The organism is Paraburkholderia phenoliruptrix (assembly GCF_902859825.1).
GTDB classification, from domain to species: Bacteria; Pseudomonadota; Gammaproteobacteria; order Burkholderiales; family Burkholderiaceae; genus Paraburkholderia; species Paraburkholderia phenoliruptrix.
This window is the reverse complement of record NZ_CADIKB010000036.1, coordinates 14,410-33,888: the sequence shown is the minus strand read 5'-3', so window position 1 is coordinate 33,888 and position 19,479 is coordinate 14,410. Positions and strand designations below refer to the sequence as shown.

The 19,479-nt window shown below is 66.0% G+C and carries 20 protein-coding genes; 10 read left to right on the top strand and 10 right to left on the bottom strand.

Going from position 1 to position 19,479, the window contains the following annotated elements; genetic code table 11:
- Positions 1-36: 36 nt before the first annotated feature.
- From hutC to HV711_RS26335, 9 genes are all read right to left on the bottom strand, one after another.
- A complete protein-coding gene (hutC, locus tag HV711_RS26375) occupies positions 37-720 on the bottom strand; it encodes a histidine utilization transcriptional repressor HutC (RefSeq protein ID WP_175126359.1) in 684 nt (227 codons plus the stop codon).
- Positions 721-938: 218 nt separating this feature from the next.
- A complete protein-coding gene (locus HV711_RS26370; RefSeq protein WP_035480863.1) occupies positions 939-2,609 on the bottom strand; it encodes an HAL/PAL/TAL family ammonia-lyase in 1,671 nt (556 codons plus the stop codon).
- Positions 2,610-2,679: 70 nt separating this feature from the next.
- Complete coding sequence (locus HV711_RS26365; RefSeq protein WP_013592029.1) at positions 2,680-3,471, bottom strand: ABC transporter ATP-binding protein; 792 nt, start codon at positions 3,469-3,471, stop codon at positions 2,680-2,682.
- Positions 3,472-3,505: 34 nt separating this feature from the next.
- Positions 3,506-4,261 (bottom strand): ABC transporter permease, encoded by a 756-nt coding sequence (locus tag HV711_RS26360; RefSeq protein WP_028361331.1) that lies wholly within the window; start codon positions 4,259-4,261, stop codon positions 3,506-3,508.
- A 13-nt stretch (positions 4,262-4,274) separates the two neighbouring features.
- Entirely contained in the window at positions 4,275-4,997 is a 723-nt protein-coding gene (locus HV711_RS26355) for an ABC transporter permease (protein WP_035480860.1), read from the bottom strand.
- 89 nt (positions 4,998-5,086) lie between these two features.
- Positions 5,087-5,947, bottom strand: a complete 861-nt coding sequence (locus HV711_RS26350; protein WP_013592026.1) for a transporter substrate-binding domain-containing protein — start codon at positions 5,945-5,947, stop codon at positions 5,087-5,089.
- A gap of 282 nt (positions 5,948-6,229) precedes the next feature.
- On the bottom strand, positions 6,230-6,910 hold the full coding sequence (locus HV711_RS26345) for a methyltransferase family protein (protein ID WP_013592025.1): 681 nt from the start codon (positions 6,908-6,910) through the stop codon (positions 6,230-6,232).
- A 12-nt stretch (positions 6,911-6,922) separates the two neighbouring features.
- Complete coding sequence (locus HV711_RS26340; RefSeq protein WP_035480857.1) at positions 6,923-7,759, bottom strand: arylamine N-acetyltransferase family protein; 837 nt, start codon at positions 7,757-7,759, stop codon at positions 6,923-6,925.
- 48 nt (positions 7,760-7,807) lie between these two features.
- Positions 7,808-8,500, bottom strand: a complete 693-nt coding sequence (locus HV711_RS26335) for a hypothetical protein (RefSeq protein ID WP_035480854.1) — start codon at positions 8,498-8,500, stop codon at positions 7,808-7,810.
- A gap of 275 nt (positions 8,501-8,775) precedes the next feature.
- On the opposite strand from HV711_RS26335, the gene HV711_RS26330 reads away from it, so the two are divergent.
- Positions 8,776-10,308, top strand: coding sequence for a carbohydrate porin (locus tag HV711_RS26330; protein WP_035480851.1), 1,533 nt, complete (start codon positions 8,776-8,778; stop codon positions 10,306-10,308).
- Between the two features lie 56 nt (positions 10,309-10,364).
- Here HV711_RS26330 and HV711_RS26325 read toward each other — a convergent pair whose 3' ends face one another.
- Positions 10,365-11,255: a LysR family transcriptional regulator gene (locus tag HV711_RS26325; RefSeq protein WP_035480847.1), complete on the bottom strand. Its 891-nt coding sequence runs from the start codon at positions 11,253-11,255 to the stop codon at positions 10,365-10,367.
- 113 nt (positions 11,256-11,368) lie between these two features.
- Here HV711_RS26325 and HV711_RS26320 point away from each other — a divergent pair, with 113 nt between their 5' ends.
- The 9 genes from HV711_RS26320 to mdcH all read left to right on the top strand — a co-directional run bounded on the left by HV711_RS26320 (position 11,369) and on the right by mdcH (position 19,461).
- A complete protein-coding gene (locus tag HV711_RS26320; protein WP_028361324.1) occupies positions 11,369-12,301 on the top strand; it encodes a DMT family transporter in 933 nt (310 codons plus the stop codon).
- 133 nt (positions 12,302-12,434) lie between these two features.
- Complete coding sequence (locus HV711_RS26315; RefSeq protein WP_035480844.1) at positions 12,435-13,211, top strand: GntR family transcriptional regulator; 777 nt, start codon at positions 12,435-12,437, stop codon at positions 13,209-13,211.
- 7 nt (positions 13,212-13,218) lie between these two features.
- On the top strand, positions 13,219-14,877 hold the full coding sequence (mdcA, locus tag HV711_RS26310) for a malonate decarboxylase subunit alpha (protein WP_013592018.1): 1,659 nt from the start codon (positions 13,219-13,221) through the stop codon (positions 14,875-14,877).
- Complete coding sequence (locus tag HV711_RS26305) at positions 14,877-15,836, top strand: triphosphoribosyl-dephospho-CoA synthase (RefSeq protein WP_035480842.1); 960 nt, start codon at positions 14,877-14,879, stop codon at positions 15,834-15,836. Before mdcA ends, HV711_RS26305 begins: the two co-directional genes overlap by 1 nt.
- A complete protein-coding gene (locus HV711_RS26300) occupies positions 15,824-16,138 on the top strand; it encodes a malonate decarboxylase subunit delta (RefSeq protein ID WP_028361322.1) in 315 nt (104 codons plus the stop codon). The genes HV711_RS26305 and HV711_RS26300 overlap by 13 nt, the downstream gene beginning before the upstream one ends.
- Complete coding sequence (locus HV711_RS26295; protein WP_035480839.1) at positions 16,135-17,022, top strand: biotin-independent malonate decarboxylase subunit beta; 888 nt, start codon at positions 16,135-16,137, stop codon at positions 17,020-17,022. Before HV711_RS26300 ends, HV711_RS26295 begins: the two co-directional genes overlap by 4 nt.
- Positions 17,019-17,834, top strand: a complete 816-nt coding sequence (mdcE, locus tag HV711_RS26290) for a biotin-independent malonate decarboxylase subunit gamma (RefSeq protein WP_013592014.1) — start codon at positions 17,019-17,021, stop codon at positions 17,832-17,834. Before HV711_RS26295 ends, mdcE begins: the two co-directional genes overlap by 4 nt.
- Positions 17,834-18,529 carry a malonate decarboxylase holo-ACP synthase gene (locus HV711_RS26285; protein WP_035480891.1) on the top strand — a complete coding sequence of 232 codons (696 nt, stop codon included), beginning with the start codon at positions 17,834-17,836 and terminating at the stop codon, positions 18,527-18,529. Before mdcE ends, HV711_RS26285 begins: the two co-directional genes overlap by 1 nt.
- Entirely contained in the window at positions 18,529-19,461 is a 933-nt protein-coding gene (gene mdcH, locus HV711_RS26280; protein ID WP_035480836.1) for a malonate decarboxylase subunit epsilon, read from the top strand. The genes HV711_RS26285 and mdcH overlap by 1 nt, the downstream gene beginning before the upstream one ends.
- The last annotated feature ends 18 nt before the right edge of the window (positions 19,462-19,479 follow it).

The window sequence follows — 19,479 nt, the reverse complement described above, 5'->3', positions numbered from 1 at the left end:
ACTAGCGAGCGGCGCGGCAGCCGCCTCGCCGGCCCGCTAGACATTTCCCGCCAGATGAAAACGCGACGCCGGATGCCACAACTGCACCGACGTCGCGACATCGTCACCCACCCACGTGCGACGCCAGAGCAACAGACACGGCTCGCCGATCTCCATCGACAGATGACGCCGCACGTACGCGTCCGGCTTTTGCGCATAGATGCGGAATTCCGCGCGCTGAATCGGCGCGAGGCGCACCATGTAGTGATTCGGTGTCTCGACCGTGAAGTCCTGTTGCAGATAGTCGGGAAACACCTTCGGATTGACGTAGCGATCTTCGTACTGGATCGGCTCGCCCTCTTCGCTGTGGACAATGCACGAATGAAACGCCGGGCCGCTCGCGAGGCCGAGCGCTTCGAGCGCGCGCGGATCGTCGCTCGGTTCGAGCATCAACACGCGCGCCGAATGACGATGGCCGCGCGCGGCAATTTCGTCGGCGATATTGCGGATTTCCAGCACCGTCGATTCGTAGCGCTGCGGCGCGACGAACGTTCCTGAACCTTGCACGCGCGTGAGCACGCGTTCGGCAGTCAGCTCGCGCAGCGCGCGCGACACCGTCATGCGCGCGACGCCGAATTCTTTCACCAGTTCGGCTTCGGACGGAATCAGCCCGCCCGGCTTCCAGTCGCCTTCGCTGATGCGGCGGATCACGTAGCGCTTGATCTGCTCGTACGCGGGCATGGCTTTCGCGGGCGTCTCCTTGCATGCGGCGCGCCGAGTCGCGCCCGCGCCGTGCTCGCCATCTGGCTGCGCCGGGTTGTGCCCCGCTTCGTGAGTCTCTGTAATTGTGTTCACTCCGACCTCGTGGGTGGGTTGGGTGTCGTAGCCGTCGTGCCGCTCGTCCACCCGCTGAAGTCCCGGCTCGCCGACGGATAGTCCGCGCACCGGCTCCATTCGAATCAGGCCGCGTGCGCCGCGCTGATCGTACTATTTGCGCTGTTCGCCGCTGCCGGGAAGGCCTCGGCAGCGCTCACGCCGGCGATGGATGCGCCCGCAACGAACTCTGCGCCGCTGTTCGTCGTGGCGTCAGGAGCAGCATGGCGAATGTCGTCAGGCGGCCCCATCTTACCCGGAGTAGGCAGCGGCGGCGGCGCCTCGCCCGCGATCATGCCGAACGCGACGCTCATGTCCTCGGCGAGAGGACGGTCATCGCGATAGGTCGGCACTTTCTGGCGGACGCGTTGCCACAAGGCATGCGTATGCGGCGCGCGCGGCGCATCGGTGGCTTGCAGATCGTACGCTTGCGCCGCGGCCAGCAGCTCGATCGCCACGATGCGTCCCGCGTTGTCGACGATCTCCAGCGCCTTGAGCGCGGCGGGCGTCGCGTGACACAAATGGTCTTCCTGCAAGCCGGACGTGATGCCGCCGTCGAGACTCGCGGGCAACGCGAGGCGCCGGTTCTGCGCAACAAGCGAAGCCGCCGTGTACTGCGCGATCATGAAGCCTGAGCAGGTGCCGCCCGGTTCCGCGAGAAACGCGGGCAAGCCGCTCACAAGCGGATTGACGAGGCGGTCGAGCCTGCGCTCGGCCATCGCGGCGACCTGCGCGATGGCGGTGGCAAGGCTGTCCATCGCCAGCGCAATGGATGCGCCCACCGCATGCGCCTGCGAATACACGCGCGGCTCCTCGGGCGTGCCGGCGACGATCGGATTGTCCGTGATCGACGCGAGTTCGCGATTGACCACGTCGGCGGTGGCGGCGAGCACGTCGCGCGCGGCGCCGTGCACATGAGGGATGGTGCGCATGGAAAGCGGGTCTTGCGTGCGCTGGCCGACCACCGCGGCAAGAATGCCGCTGTCGGCGAGCGCCGTGCGCATGCGCTCGCCCACCAGGTTGAGGCCCGGCGAAACGCGCAAGGCAAGCGAGTCTGCGTCGAATGCGGCAAGCTGGCCGCGCAGGTTCTCGAAGCTCATGGCCGCGACCACATCGGTCCAGTCGAAGAGGCGCACCGCACGCGCGAGCGCCAGCGCCGCGAGGCCCGTCACGCACGGCGTTCCGTTGATGAGGCTCAAGCCCTCTTTCGCCTCCAGCACGAGCGGCTCGCGGCCGAGCAGTCGCAAGGCGTCGCGGCCCTTCAGCCGTTCGCCGCGAAAGCGCACATAGCCCTCGCCGATGCACACGAGCGCGATATGCGCCATATGGCTCAGATAACCGACTGAACCGAACGCGGGCACTTCCGGCAGACAATCGGCATTGAGCAACGCGACGAGTTGATCCGCGACGTCAAGACGAACGCCCGAGTGACCATGCGCAAAATTGTTGACCGCCGCGGCCATGATCGCGCGCGTCTCCGCGACGCCGAGCGGCGCACCCACGCCGACCGCGTGACTCATCAGAATGTTGCGCGAAAGCGTGCGCTGTTCGGCCGGCGACACGATCACATCGCACAACGCGCCCACGCCGGTATTCACGCCATACGCGCGAATGCCGCGCTCGACGATCTGTTCGACGAGCACGCGCGCCGCCGCGATGCGCGCGCGGGCGTCGGCGGAAAGCTCGAGCGGCTCGCCGGCGGCGACCGCTGCCACCTGTGCCCAGTCGAGAGGACGATCGGAACGGATCACGGCCATGATGGTGCTCTACACGATTAGGGGTGTTAAACGCTGTGCGTCATAACGCGGCGTGCCGGGAAGGCGCGCGTCAGTTCGTCGTGCGGTCGTGATGACTCGACACGAATTGCCGGAAACGCTCCGACTTGCACTCGACGAAAACCTCGTCGGGCGAGCCGTCCGCTTCCACCTGGCCCTGATGCAGGAACATCACGCGATTCGACACGTGACGCGCGAAACCCATTTCATGCGTCACCACCAGCATCGTGCGGCCTTCCTCGGCAAGCGAGCGCATCACGCGCAAGACTTCGCCGACCAGTTCGGGATCGAGCGCGGAAGTCGGTTCGTCGAACAGCATGACCTTCGGATGCATGGCGAGCGCACGCGCGATCGCCACGCGCTGCTGCTGGCCGCCCGACAGATGCGCCGGATAGTGGCCGCGTTTTTCCGCGAGACCGACTTTGGCGAGCAGCGCCTCGGCTTCTTCCACCGACTCCGCGCGGCTACGCTTGAGCACGCGCATCGGCCCTTCGATCAGATTTTCGAGCACAGTCATATGCGACCAGAGATTGAAGTTCTGAAACACCATGCCGAGTTGCGAGCGCACGCGGTCCACCTGGCGGCGGTCGCTCGGTTGCAGCTTGCCGTCGCTGCGGCGCTTCATTTTCAGCTCTTCGCCGGCGAGCGCGACGGAACCGTCGTCGGGCGTTTCGAGCAGATTCAGGCAGCGCAGAAAGGTGCTCTTGCCCGAGCCGCTCGCGCCGAGAATCGAAATCACGTCGCCTTGATGCGCATCGAGCGAAATGCCTTTGAGCACGTGATGATCGCCGAACGATTTGTGAATGTTCTTGACCGACAGTGCAACGGGTGCCGTAGCGTTCATGGAATTCTCCAGGTTCATCCGGAATGGCCGGCGCTCAGGGCGCGGCACGGCGTGCTTCAGTGGTGGCGGACACCGGGCGGCTTGGCGCGGCCGGCCGCGGCGCCGCGCGCAGATGCCGCGACAGGCGCGCCTCCAGCAGGCCGAGCGCGCGCACGATCACGAAGTTCAGGAACAGATAGATCAGCGCGGCGCAGATGAAAACTTCCGTCGTGCGATAGGTTTGCTGAATGATCTGCTGCGCGACGCCGGTCACTTCCCACACGGTGACGAGACTCGCGAGCGCGGTGGATTTGACGAGCAGCACCGCTTCCGTCGAATACGCCGGCAAGCACTGGCGCAGCGCAATCGGGCCGATCACGCGGCGCAGCAGCGCGAAGCCCGAGAGGCCGATCGAATAGCCTGCCTCGATCTGCCCGACAGGCACGGCCATCAAACCGCCGCGAATGATTTCCGCGGTGTAGCCGGCCGTGCACAGCGCAAGCGACAACACCGCGCACAGGTACGGTTCGCGCAGCACCGGCCAGAGGAAGCTCTCGCGAATCAGGCCGAACTGGCCCATGCCGTAGTACACGAGGAACATCTGGATCAGCAGCGGCGAGCCGCGAAATACGAGGATATAAGCGCGTGCAAAGCGATTCGGCAGCCAGTGCGGCGACACCCGCATCGTGACGATGACGAGCGACAACAGTCCGCCGAGAATCAGCGAGCAGAAGAAAAGCCCAAGCGTGGTCGGCACGGCGGCGAGCAGTTGCTTCACCGTGTCGAGCAGAAAGTCGAAGTCGAAATTCATAATGCCGTCGCCGTCAGTTGCGCGCGAAGTTGCGCTTGAAAGACCGGCCCACGCGCGCCTCGGCGTGGTTGAAGACCCGGTTCGAGATGCTCGTCATCAGCAGATACAGCGCGCCGCCCACCACGAAGAACGTGAAGTACTGATGCGTGGAGCCCGCCGCCACCTGGCTCGTGCGCAGCAACTCCGCCAGACCCGTGACCGAGATCAGCGCGGAATCTTTCAGGCTCAGCTGCCAGACATTGCCGATGCCCGGCAACGCGAAGCGCAGCACTTGCGGAATCAGGATGCGGCGCGCCATCGTGAGGGTCGGCATGCCGATGGAACGGGCCGCTTCCAGTTCGCCGCGCGACACCGCGAGCACCGCCGAGCGATACACCTCGGCCTGATACGCGCCGGAAATCATGCCCACGGCGAGCGCCCCGATAACGAACGGCGGCACGCCGACAAAGCCCTCGGCGCCAAACCACTGGCCGACCGTGGTGACGAGCGTCGAGCCGCCGAAGTAGAACAGGTAGATGACGAGCAGTTCGGGCACGCCGCGAAACACCGTCGTGTAGATGTCGCCGACCACCCGCAACGCGCGCAGGCGCGACAGTTTGGCCGCCGCGACCAGCGCGCCGAACCCCGCGCCGACCGCGAGCGCGGCGAGCGTGAGCGCGACGGTCATCAACGCCGCGAGCAGCAACACGCCGCCCCAGCCTTCCGGCCCGAAGCCGAGCACCTGTATCAGAGCCATTGCCTACCTCTCATTCATGACGGCCGATGAAACAGCTGCACACGCAAGCTCGCGCCCGCACGTGCAGCGTGACTCCAACGCCGCGTAAGTCAGGGCGTGACGTCGGTCTTGAACCACTTGGCGGACAGCTTCTTGACGGTGCCGTCGGCGAGCGCCGCGCTGATCGCGGTGTCGAATTTCGCCTTCAGATCGGCGTCCTGTTTGCGGAATGCGAGGCCTTCGCCCGGGCCCCAGATCGGGCCGCCGATCTTCGGACCGGCCATGATGATCGACGAGGTTTCCTTCTTGTCGACGTTCGCTGCGTAGTACGTCACGTCGTCGAACGACGCGTCGATGCGGCCGTTCGCCAGATCGAGATCGCGCTCCGGCGAGGTCTTGTAGACGCGGATGGTGGCGATGTCCTTGAAGCCGTCGTTGATAAACTTCGTATAGACGGTGCCGGACTGAATGCCGATGGTCTTGCCCTTCAGCTGCTTGCGCAGCGCGTCGACAGTCGGCTGATCGGCTTTCGGGTCGCCGGAGAGCTTGACGACGGCGGCGCCGGGTGCGGCCTTCGGCAGCACCTTCGCGTCGGCGACGGCAAACGTGGCCGGCGTGGCGGCATACGGCTTCGAAAACGCGATGATCTTCTCGCGCTCCGGCGTGATCGAGATGGCGTCCATCAGCACGTCGAACTTGCCGGCTTGCAGCCCCGGGATCATGCCGTCCCAGTCTTGCGCAACCAGATTGCATTGCAGCTTGATGCGCTCGCACAGATTCGCGACCAGTTCGGGTTCAAAGCCGCCGAGCTTGCCGCCGGGCAAGGTCAGGTTCCACGGTGCATAGCCGCCTTCCAGCGCGATGGTCACCGTCTTCCATTCCTTTGCTTGCGCCGGCGCTGCGAGGATTGCCGCCGCGCCGAGCATGGCGCCGATCAATGCTTTTGCTGCCGTGGTGCGTTTCACTTTCACGTCGAAACTCCTTGATTGAGGAAACCGTCGAGCCGAATGTTTAATCGCCGCTTAATTTGTATAGACAAGTCTGCATGAGTCAAAAAGCCGTCGCAAGCAGATTCGTGCAAAATTGCGCCAATCATCGGGTAAGCCCCTAGGGATCGCGGCAGGACAAGGCTTTCAGGGAAGTTTCCGAACGCTGGCGAAGCACCGCGTACGTCGGCGCGATGCTTCGGCGCGGTGCATTTTGTCTAGACAGGTTCACGCATGCGCCGCTCGGGTGCAGGCGGCCCGGCGCGTCTACCAGATGAGAGGAATGAAGCGATAGCGCACACGCGCCATGTAACCCGTATAGCCGTCGAGCTGTTCGGCAAGCAGCCGTTCTTCGCGCACTGCGCGCCAGCCGAGCCCGAGCACCATGACCGGAACGAACGCGAGGCCCCACCGCGAACCCAGCAGCAGAGGCGTCCCGACGAAGAACAGCAGCGCCGCCGAATACATCGGATGACGCACGTAGGCGTAGAGACCGCTGTCGATCACCTTATGGCCGCGGCTCGCCTGAATCTTGACGACCGGCGCCGCATAGCTATTGGCCGCAAACACGAAGCGGCACATGACGATAGAGACGAGCACGCAAAGCGAGCCGAGGCTTACGAGGGCCACCGGCAGCGGTGCGGGAGCGCGAAAGCGCATCGCATCGAGCCCCATGACGACGAGCCAGCCGCACCAGACGCATGCCACGGCCGCCATGAAGAACCGGTCCCAACGGCTTTGCTGCTTCTGCACGAACGGCGCGAGACGCTCGGCGAGCAAGCCAGGATCGCGCCGTGCGAGCCACAGGCCGATCCACAGGCTCAGCGCGCCGAGCTCGATCAGATACCACCAGGCGGCCGGCCACGCGAGCGTGCCGGCCGCGCCGAACAGCAGCACGCCCATGCTCGCGAGCCACAGCACCGTTTGCACGACGAGGCGCGCGACCATGGCCGTTGCAGGTCAGGCCGGATCCGCCTGAGTGCGCACGCGGTTGAATATCTCCGCAACGTCGATGTCGCCGGTATCCAGACCGAAGCGATCGCGCAGACAGGCCGCGAGCTCCTCCGCGTTGGCGAGGCGCGCTTCGCAAAGCAGGCTGCCATTCGCCGCGCGTTCGCTCAACTGGTCGTTGAGCAGCGTGAGCCGCGCCTCGGCCAACACGCGGCACACGATCAGATTGCTTGCGAAAATCACATCCGGCGACGTGGACGTGTACCAGTTCGAGGTTTCGTTATCGATCCATTCGACCGGCTGCAAGTCGAGACGATAGACAGGCGACCACCTTTCATCACGTCCCTGCACTTCGAGGTAAACCGCGTTGTGCGAGGCGTCCGCGAGCCGGAAAGTGCCGAGATCCGTGCGTTGCGCAAGACCGGGAGACAGGCGCAGCGGCGAGGTCAGCGTGACGCTGCCGAAACCCACGTCGGCGATCCATGCTTCGTTATCCAGATCAATACGCAAAGCCAGGTGTGTGCGGGGCGTGACGGCGCTATGATCGCGGCCCCACAGCACGCGGCCGAGCAGCGGCGTGACCTGGAAGCCCAGTTCCATGAGCACGTGGGCGAGCAGCGTGTTGTGCTCGAAGCAGTAGCCGCCGCGACGATCGACGACGAGTTTTGTTTCGACGGATTCGAGGTCGAGCTTCACGGCCCGGCGCGCGAGCGGGCTCAGGTTTTCAAACGGAATGGCGCGTGGGTGCAGGCGATGAATGGTCTGCAGCACCTCGAGCGTCGGCGCGCGCGGTCCCGTGTAGCCAATGCGCCTGAAGTAGTTGTCCAGATTTAACGTATGTGACATCGGAATGGTCCATTGTTATGAATTTCGCCGTCTTACTGCGTTACTGCGTTACTGCGCGCCGCCGAGTGCCGACTTGGCAATAGACGGCACGCTGATACCGTGGCTCGATGCAAACTGTACCGCGGAACTGAGGGTGGACATGAGCGACTGCAACTGCCCCGGCGCCGACTGCGCGATATACGACGCGCTTTGCATGGTCTGCGGATTCATGCCGGCCTGCAGCAGCGACGAAGGATTCATCTGCCCGATACTGCCGAGCCCCGACTGCATGCTCGAATACTGGCTCACTCCCTTGGCGAGCGACGAGAGGCCCTCGCTGAACGCCTGCTTGTTCACCGGCGTTTGCGCGCCACCGCCCGCGCGGCTCGCGAAGGCCTGCGTCAACGTTTGCGACAGCGACTGCTGTGTGCTGCCTACCTGTGTCAACTGACTCACGGATGGCGTGCCGCCACCGGCGAGCAGGCCGGCCGCCTGTTGCGCCTGGCCGGCGGCGCTGCTCAGACCCATCGCCGAGGCAAGCGTCGACTGTCCGCTCAGCACCTGCTGATTTGCGCCCACGTAGGTTTGCAGCAGTTGCGACAGTCCGCCGGGCGACGCCGCGCCGCTCGCCTCTGCCGCACTATCGCCGCCGCCAATGCCGAACTGCTTGAGATTCAGTTGTGCGTTCGCGGTGCCGCTTGCGAACCCCGCAACAGCGCCGGCACTGGCCAGCAACGAAATGAGGAGGGCGCGCTTTTTCATGATGTAACTCCTTGTAAGGGGCTGCTAAAACTCGTGCGATTTCGACAAGCCGTATCGCCAGGCGTTCGCGCAAAAACACGAATTTGTCAGCTTGCAACGCGATGCGCGCGGTGTCGGTCCACTTCCGTTGACGCCCACAAGCCGCGTGGGTACGATCACGCGCATTCCGCAGTTCCTCGCGAACCCATCCCCGCCTATCCGCTTGCCCGCCCGTTAAACAGCCATTTAACGGCGCGAAATGCCCGGGCAGTCGATAACAACTTGAAAGGCTTTTCATGAAGCTCGTCCGATCCATTCGACGCGTCGCGCCGTTGCCTGCCGGTCGCGGCCTCACGTCGCAGAGCGGCAGGACCGCCCGGCACGCGCGCCTGCTGTCGCTGCGCCGCACGGCGCTATATACCGCGCTCGCATGGGCTTCGCTGTACGGCGCAGCCATGGCGCAGACCGGCGCCGGTTCGGCCGCCGACGGCAAGCCGGCGAACGACGCCGATGCGAACAGGACATCGGCGAGTGAAGCGGGCTTGTGGGGCCGCGAGCAGCTCTTCGGCGACATGGGCGGTCTGCGTCCATGGCTCGGCCAGTATGGCGTGACATTCGCGCTGACCGAAACGAGCGAACTGCTTGGCAACCTGCGCGGCGGCCTTGCGCGCGGCGTCGCATACGACGGCCTGACCACCGCGACGGTGCAACTGGATACGGACAAGGCATTCGGCTTGCCGGGCGGCCAGTTCAACGTCAGCGCCCTGCAGATTCATGGGCGCAATCTCAGCAGCGACAAACTGGGCACGTTGAACACCGCAAGCGGGATCGAAGCGGACGACGCGACGCGTCTTTGGGAGCTGTGGTATCAGCAGTCGTTCCTGAACAAACGCATCGACGTGAAGATCGGTCAGCAGAGTATCGATCAGGAGTTCATCTCCAGCACCTACTCCGCGCTTTTCCTCAACACGATGTTCGGCTGGCCCGCGCTGCCTTCGTACGACATGCCCTCGGGCGGCCCCGCGTATCCGCTGTCGGCGCTCGGCGTGCGCGTGCGCGGACAGATCACGCCTTCGTTGACGGCACTCGCGGGCGTGTTCGACGGCGATCCGCTCGGCAACAATCCGAACAACCGCAGCGGCACCAACTTCAATCTGCATAACGGCACGCTTTTCATCGGCGAGCTGCAGTATGCAATCAATCAACCTGCCGACAGCAGTGAAGGCGCGACGCAAGGGCCGGCCCGGGTTGGCCTGCCGGGCGCGTACAAGATCGGCATCTGGTACAACAACGGCCGCTTCGCAGATCCGCGCTACGACGGCAACGGTGTGTCGCTCGCGAGCCCCGCGTCGACGGGCGTGGCGGCGAACCATCGCGGTGACTACAGCTTCTACGCGGTGGCCGACCAGATGATCTGGCGCCCGAACCCCGGCGAGGCGCGCAGCCTCGGCGTATTCGCGCGGGTGATGGGCGCGCCCGGCGACCGCAACCTGGTGAGCCTCGCGGCCAATCTCGGCGTCGTGTTGAAAGCGCCGTTCGCCGGCCGCGACAATGACAGCGCCGGTCTTGCTCTGAGCTATATCAAGGTCGGCAGCCACGCGCGCGGAATCGATCAGGATAACCTGGCAATGAGCGGCGGCCCGTACGGCGTTCGCACCAGTGAAACGGCGCTCGAGGCGACGTACCAGTATCAGATCGCTCCCTGGTGGATGCTGCAAGCCGACGCGCAATACACGTTCAATGCGGGCGCCGGCCAAAATCCCAACGATCCGACGAAGCCGCTGCGCAACACGTTCGTGGTCGGCCTAAGAACGAATATCGCGTTCTGATGCCGCTCGCGGGGCCACCGCACGCGCGAGCGGCGCGAGCCGTCAAGAAGCCGCTGTCACGAAGCCACCGCCACGGATCCGCGCGGCTGGGCCCGCACCGATAGGTCCTGGACCATCTGGGCAGCCAGGTAATCGCAGGTGGGCCGGTCCGACTTCGCGCTGCGCGCCACCACGATTTCGAGCGGCTCGATGGCCGGCAAGCCCTGCGCCTCGCCGAGAATGGCCAGCCGCGACGGCACGCTGCAACGCGTGAGCGCAACCACCGACAACCCGGCATCCACCGTGGCCACGAGGCCCATCAGGCTCGCGCTGCTGAACGCCGCGCGATAGCGAATGCGGGCACCGTCGAGCGCGGCGAGCGTATGCTGACGCGCCACGCAACCGGGCTCGTACAAGCCGACCGGCAACGGCGACGCCGCGAGCACCGGCGTATCGACAGAAGCGCCCACCCAGACCATCGGCTCACTGCGCACGAATTCGCCGCGCATCTTGCGGTCGCGCGTGACAAACGCGAGATCGATCTTGTTGTCCGCGAGCATGGGCGCGAGCGACGTGCTTTGCGCACAGACGATTTCGATTTCCACGTGAGGATAGAGATTCGAAAAGCGCCGCAACACCGGTGACAGGAGCGACGACACATAGTCGTCCGGAGCGCCGAGCACCACGCGCCCCGTGACCTCGGGCCGCACGATCGCCGACCAGGCCTCTTCATGCAATGCGAGCACGCGCCTCGCGTATTCGAGCAGCGTGTTGCCCGGCCGCGTCAGCGAAAGATTGCGCGTATTGCGCGCGAAGAGCGTGGTGCCGAGCATGCTTTCGAGCCGTTTTATCTGCATGCTGACGGCCGCCTGCGAGCGATGCACGCTCGCCGATGCCTTCGTGAAGCTGCCCGTGTCCACGACCGCAACGAAAGTGCGCAGCAAATCCACGTCGAATTCGGGGTGCATGATTTATCAATTCCGCTGATGGAATTTCTAAATTTAATTCGTTTGTGCACGCACGGCAACCGGCGCAATACTGGGTGCAGTTCTTCGCTCACTCACTCAAGGAGACGCCCGGCATGTCCCTCACGCAACGTCAACAAGGCGCCATCACATTGGCGGCCGGCGGGCTGCTAATGGGTACGCTCGGCATGTTCGTCGAGGAAGCGCGGCTCGGCGCGTTGACGCTCGTGTTTTTCCGCTGTCTTTTCGGCTTCCTGTCGCTCGCTGCGTATTGCGCATGGAAAGGCTTCTTCACGCGGGCGCATTTCACGCGACGCACGCTCGCGCTTGCGCTCGTCTCCGGCGTGCTGATGGTCACGCAATGGGTCGGTTTTTTCGATGCCATCCACCGCACGAGCATCGCGGTGGCGACCGTGGTGTTTCATGTGCAGCCGTTCTGGGTCGTGCTGATGGGCGCCGCTCTTTTCCACGAGCGGCTCGGCGCGGACCGGCTCGGCTGGATTGCGACGGCCTTCGTCGGGCTCGTGCTCGCCTCGGGCGTGGCCGCTACAGCCAATCTGCAGGGCCACACGAGCTATCTGATCGGCGTCGGCGAAGCCCTCGCCGGCTCCGTGCTCTACGCGAGCGTCACTTTGATCGCCAAGGGACTCGGCGATTTACGCCCGCATCTGCTCACGCTCATGCAATGCGCGGTCGGCGTGGTCTGCCTGCCGTTCATCGCGCCGCTGGTGGCGCCGTTCAGCACCGCGCATATCGAGCCGATGCAGTGGTTCTGGATTGTCGGCATGGGCGTGCTGCACACCGGGCTTTCGTATGTGCTCATCTACGGGGCGTTGCCCAAGCTGACCACGCCCGTCATTGCGGTGCTGCTGTTCGTCTACCCGCTCACCGCCATTGCCGTGGATGCCATCGTGTACGGTCGCGCGCTTTCACTGCCGCAACTGGCCGGCATGGCATTGATCGTGACGGCGAGCCTCGGCGTCAATCTCGGCTGGCCGCTTCTTTCGCTGCTGATGCCGCGCGGGCGCGCACGACGCCACGCCGAGTAAGCCGCGGGCTGGGCTGGGCTGGGCTGGGCTGTGCGATAGCTCGCGGTCGCGCACCGTCCCCTTCACGAAGTGCCCGCGTTTTTCGGGTTTGCCCGCGTATAAATCGCGTCGTTTTATATATAATATTCTAACTATGAACGATGCAACGTCCCATCCCTCCGCCGTCGATACGCCTTCGCGCGCCCCGCTCCTGCCCGCTGCGGCGCCGCGAGAAAGCACATCGCGCGTCATCGCCGAGGCGCTGCGCGAGGCGATCATCGACGGCACGCTCGCGCCCGGCGCGCCGCTGCGCCAGGACGCGATCGCGCGCCATTTCTCGGTCAGCGCGATTCCGGTGCGCGAGGCGCTGCGCCTCCTGGAAACCGAAGGCTGGGCAAAAGTCGCCGTGCACAAGGGCGCGACGGTGGCGCCCTTATCGGCGGATGAAGCGCGCGAGATCTATGAGATTCGGTCGGCGCTCGAGAGCCTTGCCATCGGCCTCGCCATTCCCAGACACACGCCTGCCACGCTGCGCGAATGCGCGGCGCTCTGCGATGCGGCCGAACGCGAACCCGACCCGTCACTGTACGTCGCGCGCAATGCCGCGTTTCACATGAGCCTGTATGCACCGGCCGCGCGTCCCCAGCTCGAAGACCTGATTCGCGTGTTGCATCGCCGCGGCGAACGTTACCTGCGCCTGAAGTTCGGCCTGCCGTCGTACAAGGGCGAGTCCGATGATGAGCACACCGAACTGCTCGACGCCGTGCGACGCGGCGACGTGCCGACGGCTCAGGCGCTCGTCGCCGGGCATCTGCTCGGCACGGGCGAGTTGCTGCACCGTTTCCTGACCGAACGCGCGCAGGCGGAAGCCGCGCTCGCGAACCGACCCAAGCCGCGCGGCCGCCCCCCGCGCACCACCACCGGGAGTTGATGAGCCGATGAACGCACCCGCCGAAACATCCGCCGCACGTTCGTGGACCACGCGCCGTGACGAAAAAATGCGCCGCCTGGCCGCCATCGCGCCATGGCTCGAAGACGGCGTGCTGCCGTCGGCGCGCATCGTCGATGCGCTCGAAACGCTGATCCGGCCCGGCGACCGCGTCGCGCTCGAAGGCGACAACCAGAAGCAGGCCGATTTCCTGTCGCGCTCGCTCGCCAAGGTCGATCCGCAAAAGCTCCACGACGTGCATCTGCTCATCTCGAGCATCAGTCGTCCTGAACATCTGACGCTGTTCGAGCGAGGCATCGCGCACAAGGTGGACTTTGCGTTTGCCGGGCCCCAGAGCCTGCGCGTTGCGCAACTGCTTGAAGACGGGCAACTGGAGATCGGCGCGATTTATACCTATGTCGAGCTGTACGCGCGCATGTTCGTGGACCTGACGCCGCACGTCGCGCTGCTCTGCGCGGAAAAGGCCGACCGCCACGGCAATCTCTACACGGGTCCGAATACCGAGGACACGCCGACCATCGCCGAGGCGGCCGCGTTCCGTCATGGCATCGTGATCGTGCAGGTCAACGAAATCGTCGACGAATTGCCGCGCGTCGACATTCCCGGCTCGTGGGTCGACGTTGTCGTGCAGGCCGACCGGCCCTTTGCCGTTGAGCCGCTGTTCACACGCGATCCGCGCCATATCGGCGACCTGCAGGTGCTGACCGCGATGATGGTGATACGCGGCATTTACGAGCCGTATGGCGTGAGTTCGCTGAACCATGGTATCGGCTTCGACACGGCGGCGATCGAATTGCTGCTGCCCACCTACGGCGAGTCGCTCGGTCTCAAAGGCAAGATCTGCCGGAACTGGACGCTCAACCCGCATCCCACGATGATTCCGGCGATCGAATCCGGCTGGGTCGACAGCATCCATTGCTTCGGCAGCGAAGTCGGCATGGAAGCGTATATCGAGGCGCGCCCCGACGTGTTCTTCACCGGCAACGACGGCACGCTGCGCTCGAACCGCGTGCTGTGCCAACTGGCCGGGCAATATGGCGTCGACCTTTTCATCGGCTCGACGCTGCAGATCGACGCGGACGCGAATTCGTCGACGGTAACCCGCGGCCGCCTCGCGGGCTTCGGCGGTGCACCGAACATGGGGCACGATCCGCGTGGCCGGCGTCATTCGAGCGAGGCATGGCTCAAGCTGCTCAAAGACCAGGGGCCGGTCTCGCGCGGCCAGAAGTTGGTCGTGCAACTGGCGGAGACGTACAAGAAAGGCGGCGAGCCGACTTTCGTCGACGAACTCGACGCGGTCGCGGTCGGCGCCAAAAGCGGCATGCCGATTGCGCCCGTCATGATCTACGGCGACGACGTGAGTCACGTCGTGACGGAGGAAGGCATTGCGCATCTGCACAAGGCCGAGGGCGTCGACGAGCGGCGCGCGGCGATTGCGGCCGTGGCCGGCGTCACGCCGATCGGGCTGCGCGCGAAGCCGGAGAAGACGGCGGAGCTGCGCCGACGCGGCATCGTCGCGTATCCGGAAGATCTCGGCATTCGACGCGGCGAAGCGAAGCGTTCGCTGCTCGCGGCACGCAGCATTGACGATCTGGTCACGTGGTCAGGCGGTCTGTATGCGCCGCCGGCACGCTTCAGGAGCTGGTGATGAACGCCGCCGCCCTGCTGGAGCGCGATGAAGCGGCGTGCGCGGCAGACGACCATGCCGCGTCCGCGCCCACTTGCATCGCACCCCGCCCGCACCATCTGCCGACCGACGCGGAGCTTGCCGGCTACGCCGTCACCGCGCTGATCGAGGAAGCGGAGCTCACGCCCAAGCCCGCGCTCGTCGACCAGCGCGGCAGCGGCGCGCATTGCGACCTGGATCTGTCGATCATGCGGCGTTCCGCGCGTTCGCTCGAGCCGACCTTCGCGGCCCTCGCGCGCACGGGCCGCCGACGCGGCGAACCGTCAGCGCTGTTGCGTACCGAGCTCGCGCAGATCGGCCGCGCCGGCGAACAGGAGATGCTGCGCGCGACGGGCGGCAGCAACGCGCACCGCGGCGCCATCTGGATCGTCGGACTGCTGGTCGCGGGTGCGTCCTTGGCCGAGACCGCGCTGCAACTCGACGCCGCGTCGATCTGTCGGCGCGCAGCGCACATTGCCTGCTTCCCGGACCGCTTTGCCGCGGTCACCCACAGTCACGGCGAACGCGTGCGGCAGCGCTATCACGTGGGCGGTGCGCGCCGCGAAGCGCAAGAAGGTTTCCCGCATGTGATTGCGACCGGCTTGCCCGCATTGCTCGCGGCGCGCGCGCGCGGCATTGCCGAAGACGCCGCGCGCGTCGACGCCCTGCTCGCGATCATGACCTCGCTCGACGACACCTGCCTGCTGCATCGCGCGGGTCTGGCCGGCTTGCATGCCGGTCAGCACGGCGCGTGGCGCGTGCTGCAGGCCGGCGGCAGTTCGTCGCGAGCGGGCCAAGCAGCGCTTGCCGCGCTCGAGCACGAACTGCTGTCACTCAACGCATCGCCCGGCGGCGCAGCCGATCTGCTCGCCGCCACCCTTTTCCTCGACATGCTGGCGCGTCGCGGCGCCGGCGGGAGTTCAGCCACATGGAACATCTGACCTTCGACTATCCGGCGCAACGCGCCGTTACGACCCGCGCGCACGTCGGCGTGGTGGGTTCGGGCGATCTGGAAGTGCTGCTTTCGCCCGCCGTCAGCGCCGACACGTTGACGGCGCACGTGGTGGTGCGCACGAGCGTGGACGGCTACAGCCACATCTGGAAAAGCGTGCTGGACCGCTTTTTCACGCGCTACGACGGCGCTGCGCAGATCGAGATCAACGACTTCGGCGCGACGCCTGGCGTCGTCGCGTTGCGGCTCGCCGAAGCAGTGGAAGCCGCCGAGCAGGGAGACGACGCATGAGCACGCTCGCCACACCGCACGCTGCGCCGCTGCTGCGCGAGAGCTTCATCGAGTTGCCGGCGCGAGAGCGCGCCCGCTCGCTGCTGGACGCGGGCACCTTCCGCGAATTGCTCGGACCGTTCGACCGGATCGAGTCGCCGTGGCTGCCGTTGCAAGGCGTGGTGTGCCAGGCGGACGACGGCTGCGTGATCGCGCGCGGCACCATCGCCGGAGAACCCGCCGTGGTCGCGGCCATCGAATCGGCGTTCCAGGGCGGCAGCATCGGCGAAGTGTCGGGCAGCAAGATCGCCGCCGCGCTGGAAATGGCCTTGCGCGATTGCGAGCGCGGCAAGATCGTGCGCCCCGTCGTGCTGCTCGAAACCGGCGGGGTGCGGCTCCAGGAAGCCAACCTGGGTCTCGCGGTGATCGCGGAGATTCAGGCGGCCATCGTCGCACTGCGTCGACATGTGCCGGTGGTCGGTGTGATCGCGGGCATGGTGGGCTGCTTCGGCGGCATGTCGCTGGCGGCCGCGCTCTGTTCGTACCTTGTTGTGACGAAGCAGGGCCGGCTCGGCATGAACGGGCCGGAGGTGATCGAGCAGGAAGCGGGCATCGACGAACTGGACGCCAGCGACCGGCGCCGCGTGTGGCAACTGATCGGCGGCGAACAGCGCGTGGCGAGCTCGCTTGCGGACCGGCTCGTGGACGATGACGCGGAGGCGGTGCGCGCCGCCGTGCATGCCGCATTCGCGCAAGGTGTGCCGCCCGCGCATCGCAGCGAACAGGTCGACACGTTTTTGCAGCGGCTCGCGCGGATCGATCCGGCAAACGTCACGCCCGAGAGCATGCGCGAAGTCTATTCAGCACAAGCTGCCCACTCTCAGCCGCGTAAGGAGCAAGCATGAGCGACATTCCACTGAGCCGCGGCGCGCGCTGGTTTCATGCGCTCGCGGGCGAATCCCGCGGCGCGGCCCCCGTTTGGAGCGCCGACGCGCCGCTCGGCGGCGAGCGCGCACGCTTCATCACGGTCGTGCCCGATCCCGGCAACCGCTTTCCGCGCGCGACCGACAACGTGGTCGGGCTCGAGCAGGGCTGGCAGCTCGCGCGTGCCGTGCGCGAGGCCATCGTGGACGATGCGGGAAGCGCCACACGTCGTCCGATCGTCGCCATTGTCGATGTGAAGAGCCAGGCGTACGGTTATCGCGAGGAAATGCTCGGCATTCATCTCGCGTGCGCCGCGGCGGTCGACGCGTATGCGTCGGCGCGCGACGCGGGACATCCGGTCATCGCGTTGATTGTCGGCCCCGCGATGTCCGGTGCGTTCCTCGCGCACGGCTATCAGGCCAACCGCATCGTCGCGCTCGATGCGCCAGGCACGATGGTGCACGCGATGGGCAAGGAAGCCGCCGCGCGCGTCACGCGCCGCACGGTCGAGGCGCTCGACGCGCTCGGCGAGACCATCGTGCCGATGTCTTACTCGATGGCCTCGTTTGCGAAGCTCGGGCTGCTCGACCAACTGATCGAAGGGATCGACGCCGACGCGCCCGACGCGACGCAAATCGCGCGCGTGCAGCAGGTGTTGTGCGAGCAGATCGCGAGTGCGCGTGAGGGCAGCCGCAAGCTCGCGCGCCGGCTCGAATCGGCGGCCGCGCAGAAGAACCGCGCGGCGTCCATCGAAGTGCGGCGGCGTCTCGCCGAACAATGGGATGCCGTGTGATGCCCGTCTGCGCCGCACCGCCGTTTGCAAGCGAGCTGGCCGTGTCCTGCGACGAACGCTGGCGCGCGCATGATTTGCTGCGGCTGCGGCGCCTCGCTGCATTCGACGGCGACCCGGCGTGGGTTCGCGACGCGTTCGAGCGCGCGCCCTATGCCGTCGTGCGGCGTGCGCTCGTCGCCGAGGGCATCGTCGCAATCGGTGTGCGCGGCACGGGGCGCTCGCAACGGTACGGCACATGGGCGGCATCGACGGATGTTGCGGAAGTCGTTTCGCCCGAAGCGCTGGTGTGCAGCGCGCCACCCACCGGGCGTGCCGGGTTGCCCGCCTTCGCTGCGCTCGCCGCGTTGCAGCGCGACGCAGGCAGCATATTGAACACGATGGTATGGGGCCCCGCCGGCAGCGCCGGGTTTGAGCTGGCCACACGAACAGCCGCCGTGACGCCATCCAGTGATCTTGACCTGCTGATTCGGACACCACAACAGTTATCGCGTGACTGCGCTGCGGACTTGCTGACCCATCTGCAAGCGCTTGCGCGCGAAACCGGCACTCGCATCGACGCGCAGCTGGAAACGCCGGCAGGCGGCGTTGCGCTCGCCGAGTGGGCGTCAGGCAAGACACGCGTGATGGCGCGTCATGCAAGCGGTCCACGACTGCTTGCGGACCCCTGGTCCGCCACTCATCGCACGGCTAGCTGATGCTCGCGTTGCTCTTCCCCGGCCAGGGCGCTCAAACCGAAGGCTTTCTGCATAGGCTGCCGACGCATTCCGCCGTGCGGGCCACGTTGGACGAGGCGTCGCAAGTGCTCGGCACGGATGCGCTCGCACTCGACACCGCCGATGCATTGCGCTCGACGGTTGCCGTGCAATGCGGTCTGACGATTGCAGGCGTAGCCATCGCCCGTGCGCTGGCGGAGGAAGGACTCGCGCCGGACATGAGCGCCGGTTTGTCGGTAGGCGCGTACCCGGCAGCGGTAAGCTGCGGCGCCCTCGCCTTCGACGATGCGCTGAAGATGGTTCGCCGCCGCGCCGAACTAATGGAGGGCGCGTATCCATCGGGCTACGGGCTTGCGGCGGTCTCCGGCCTGACGGAGCACGAGGTCGCCACGCTGGCCGCGCGGCGTATCGAGGAAGGCGAGCCGCCCGTGTATATCGGCAATGTCAACGCGCCGCGCCAGATCGTGGTGGCGGGCGCAGACGCGGCGCTCGACAGTTTTATCGACCGAGCACTCGCGGCCGGTGCACGCAAGGCGACGCGCCTCGCGGTCAGCGTTCCTTCGCATTGCGAACTGCTCGCGCACGCGAGCGATGAACTCACCGTCTACGCGCGTTCCATTCCGTTTCGTGCGCCACACGGCGTGTATATCGGCAATCGCGGCGGCCGGCCGCTGTATACAGCCGATGCGATTCGCGACGACCTCGCGACCAACATGCGCTACACCGTGCGTTGGTTCGACGCGCTCACCGTGATGCAGGAAATGGGCGTGCGCGTCGCGATCGAGGCGCCGCCAGGCCAGGTGCTCACCGACATCGCCCGCGAGCACTATCCGGAGATGGTCGCGCTCGCCGCGAGCACGCTCGCGTTCGAACGCCTCACGGCGACGGCGCAGCGGCGCCTCCAAAGCGAATAGCCGGGGCGCGCTTTCTGT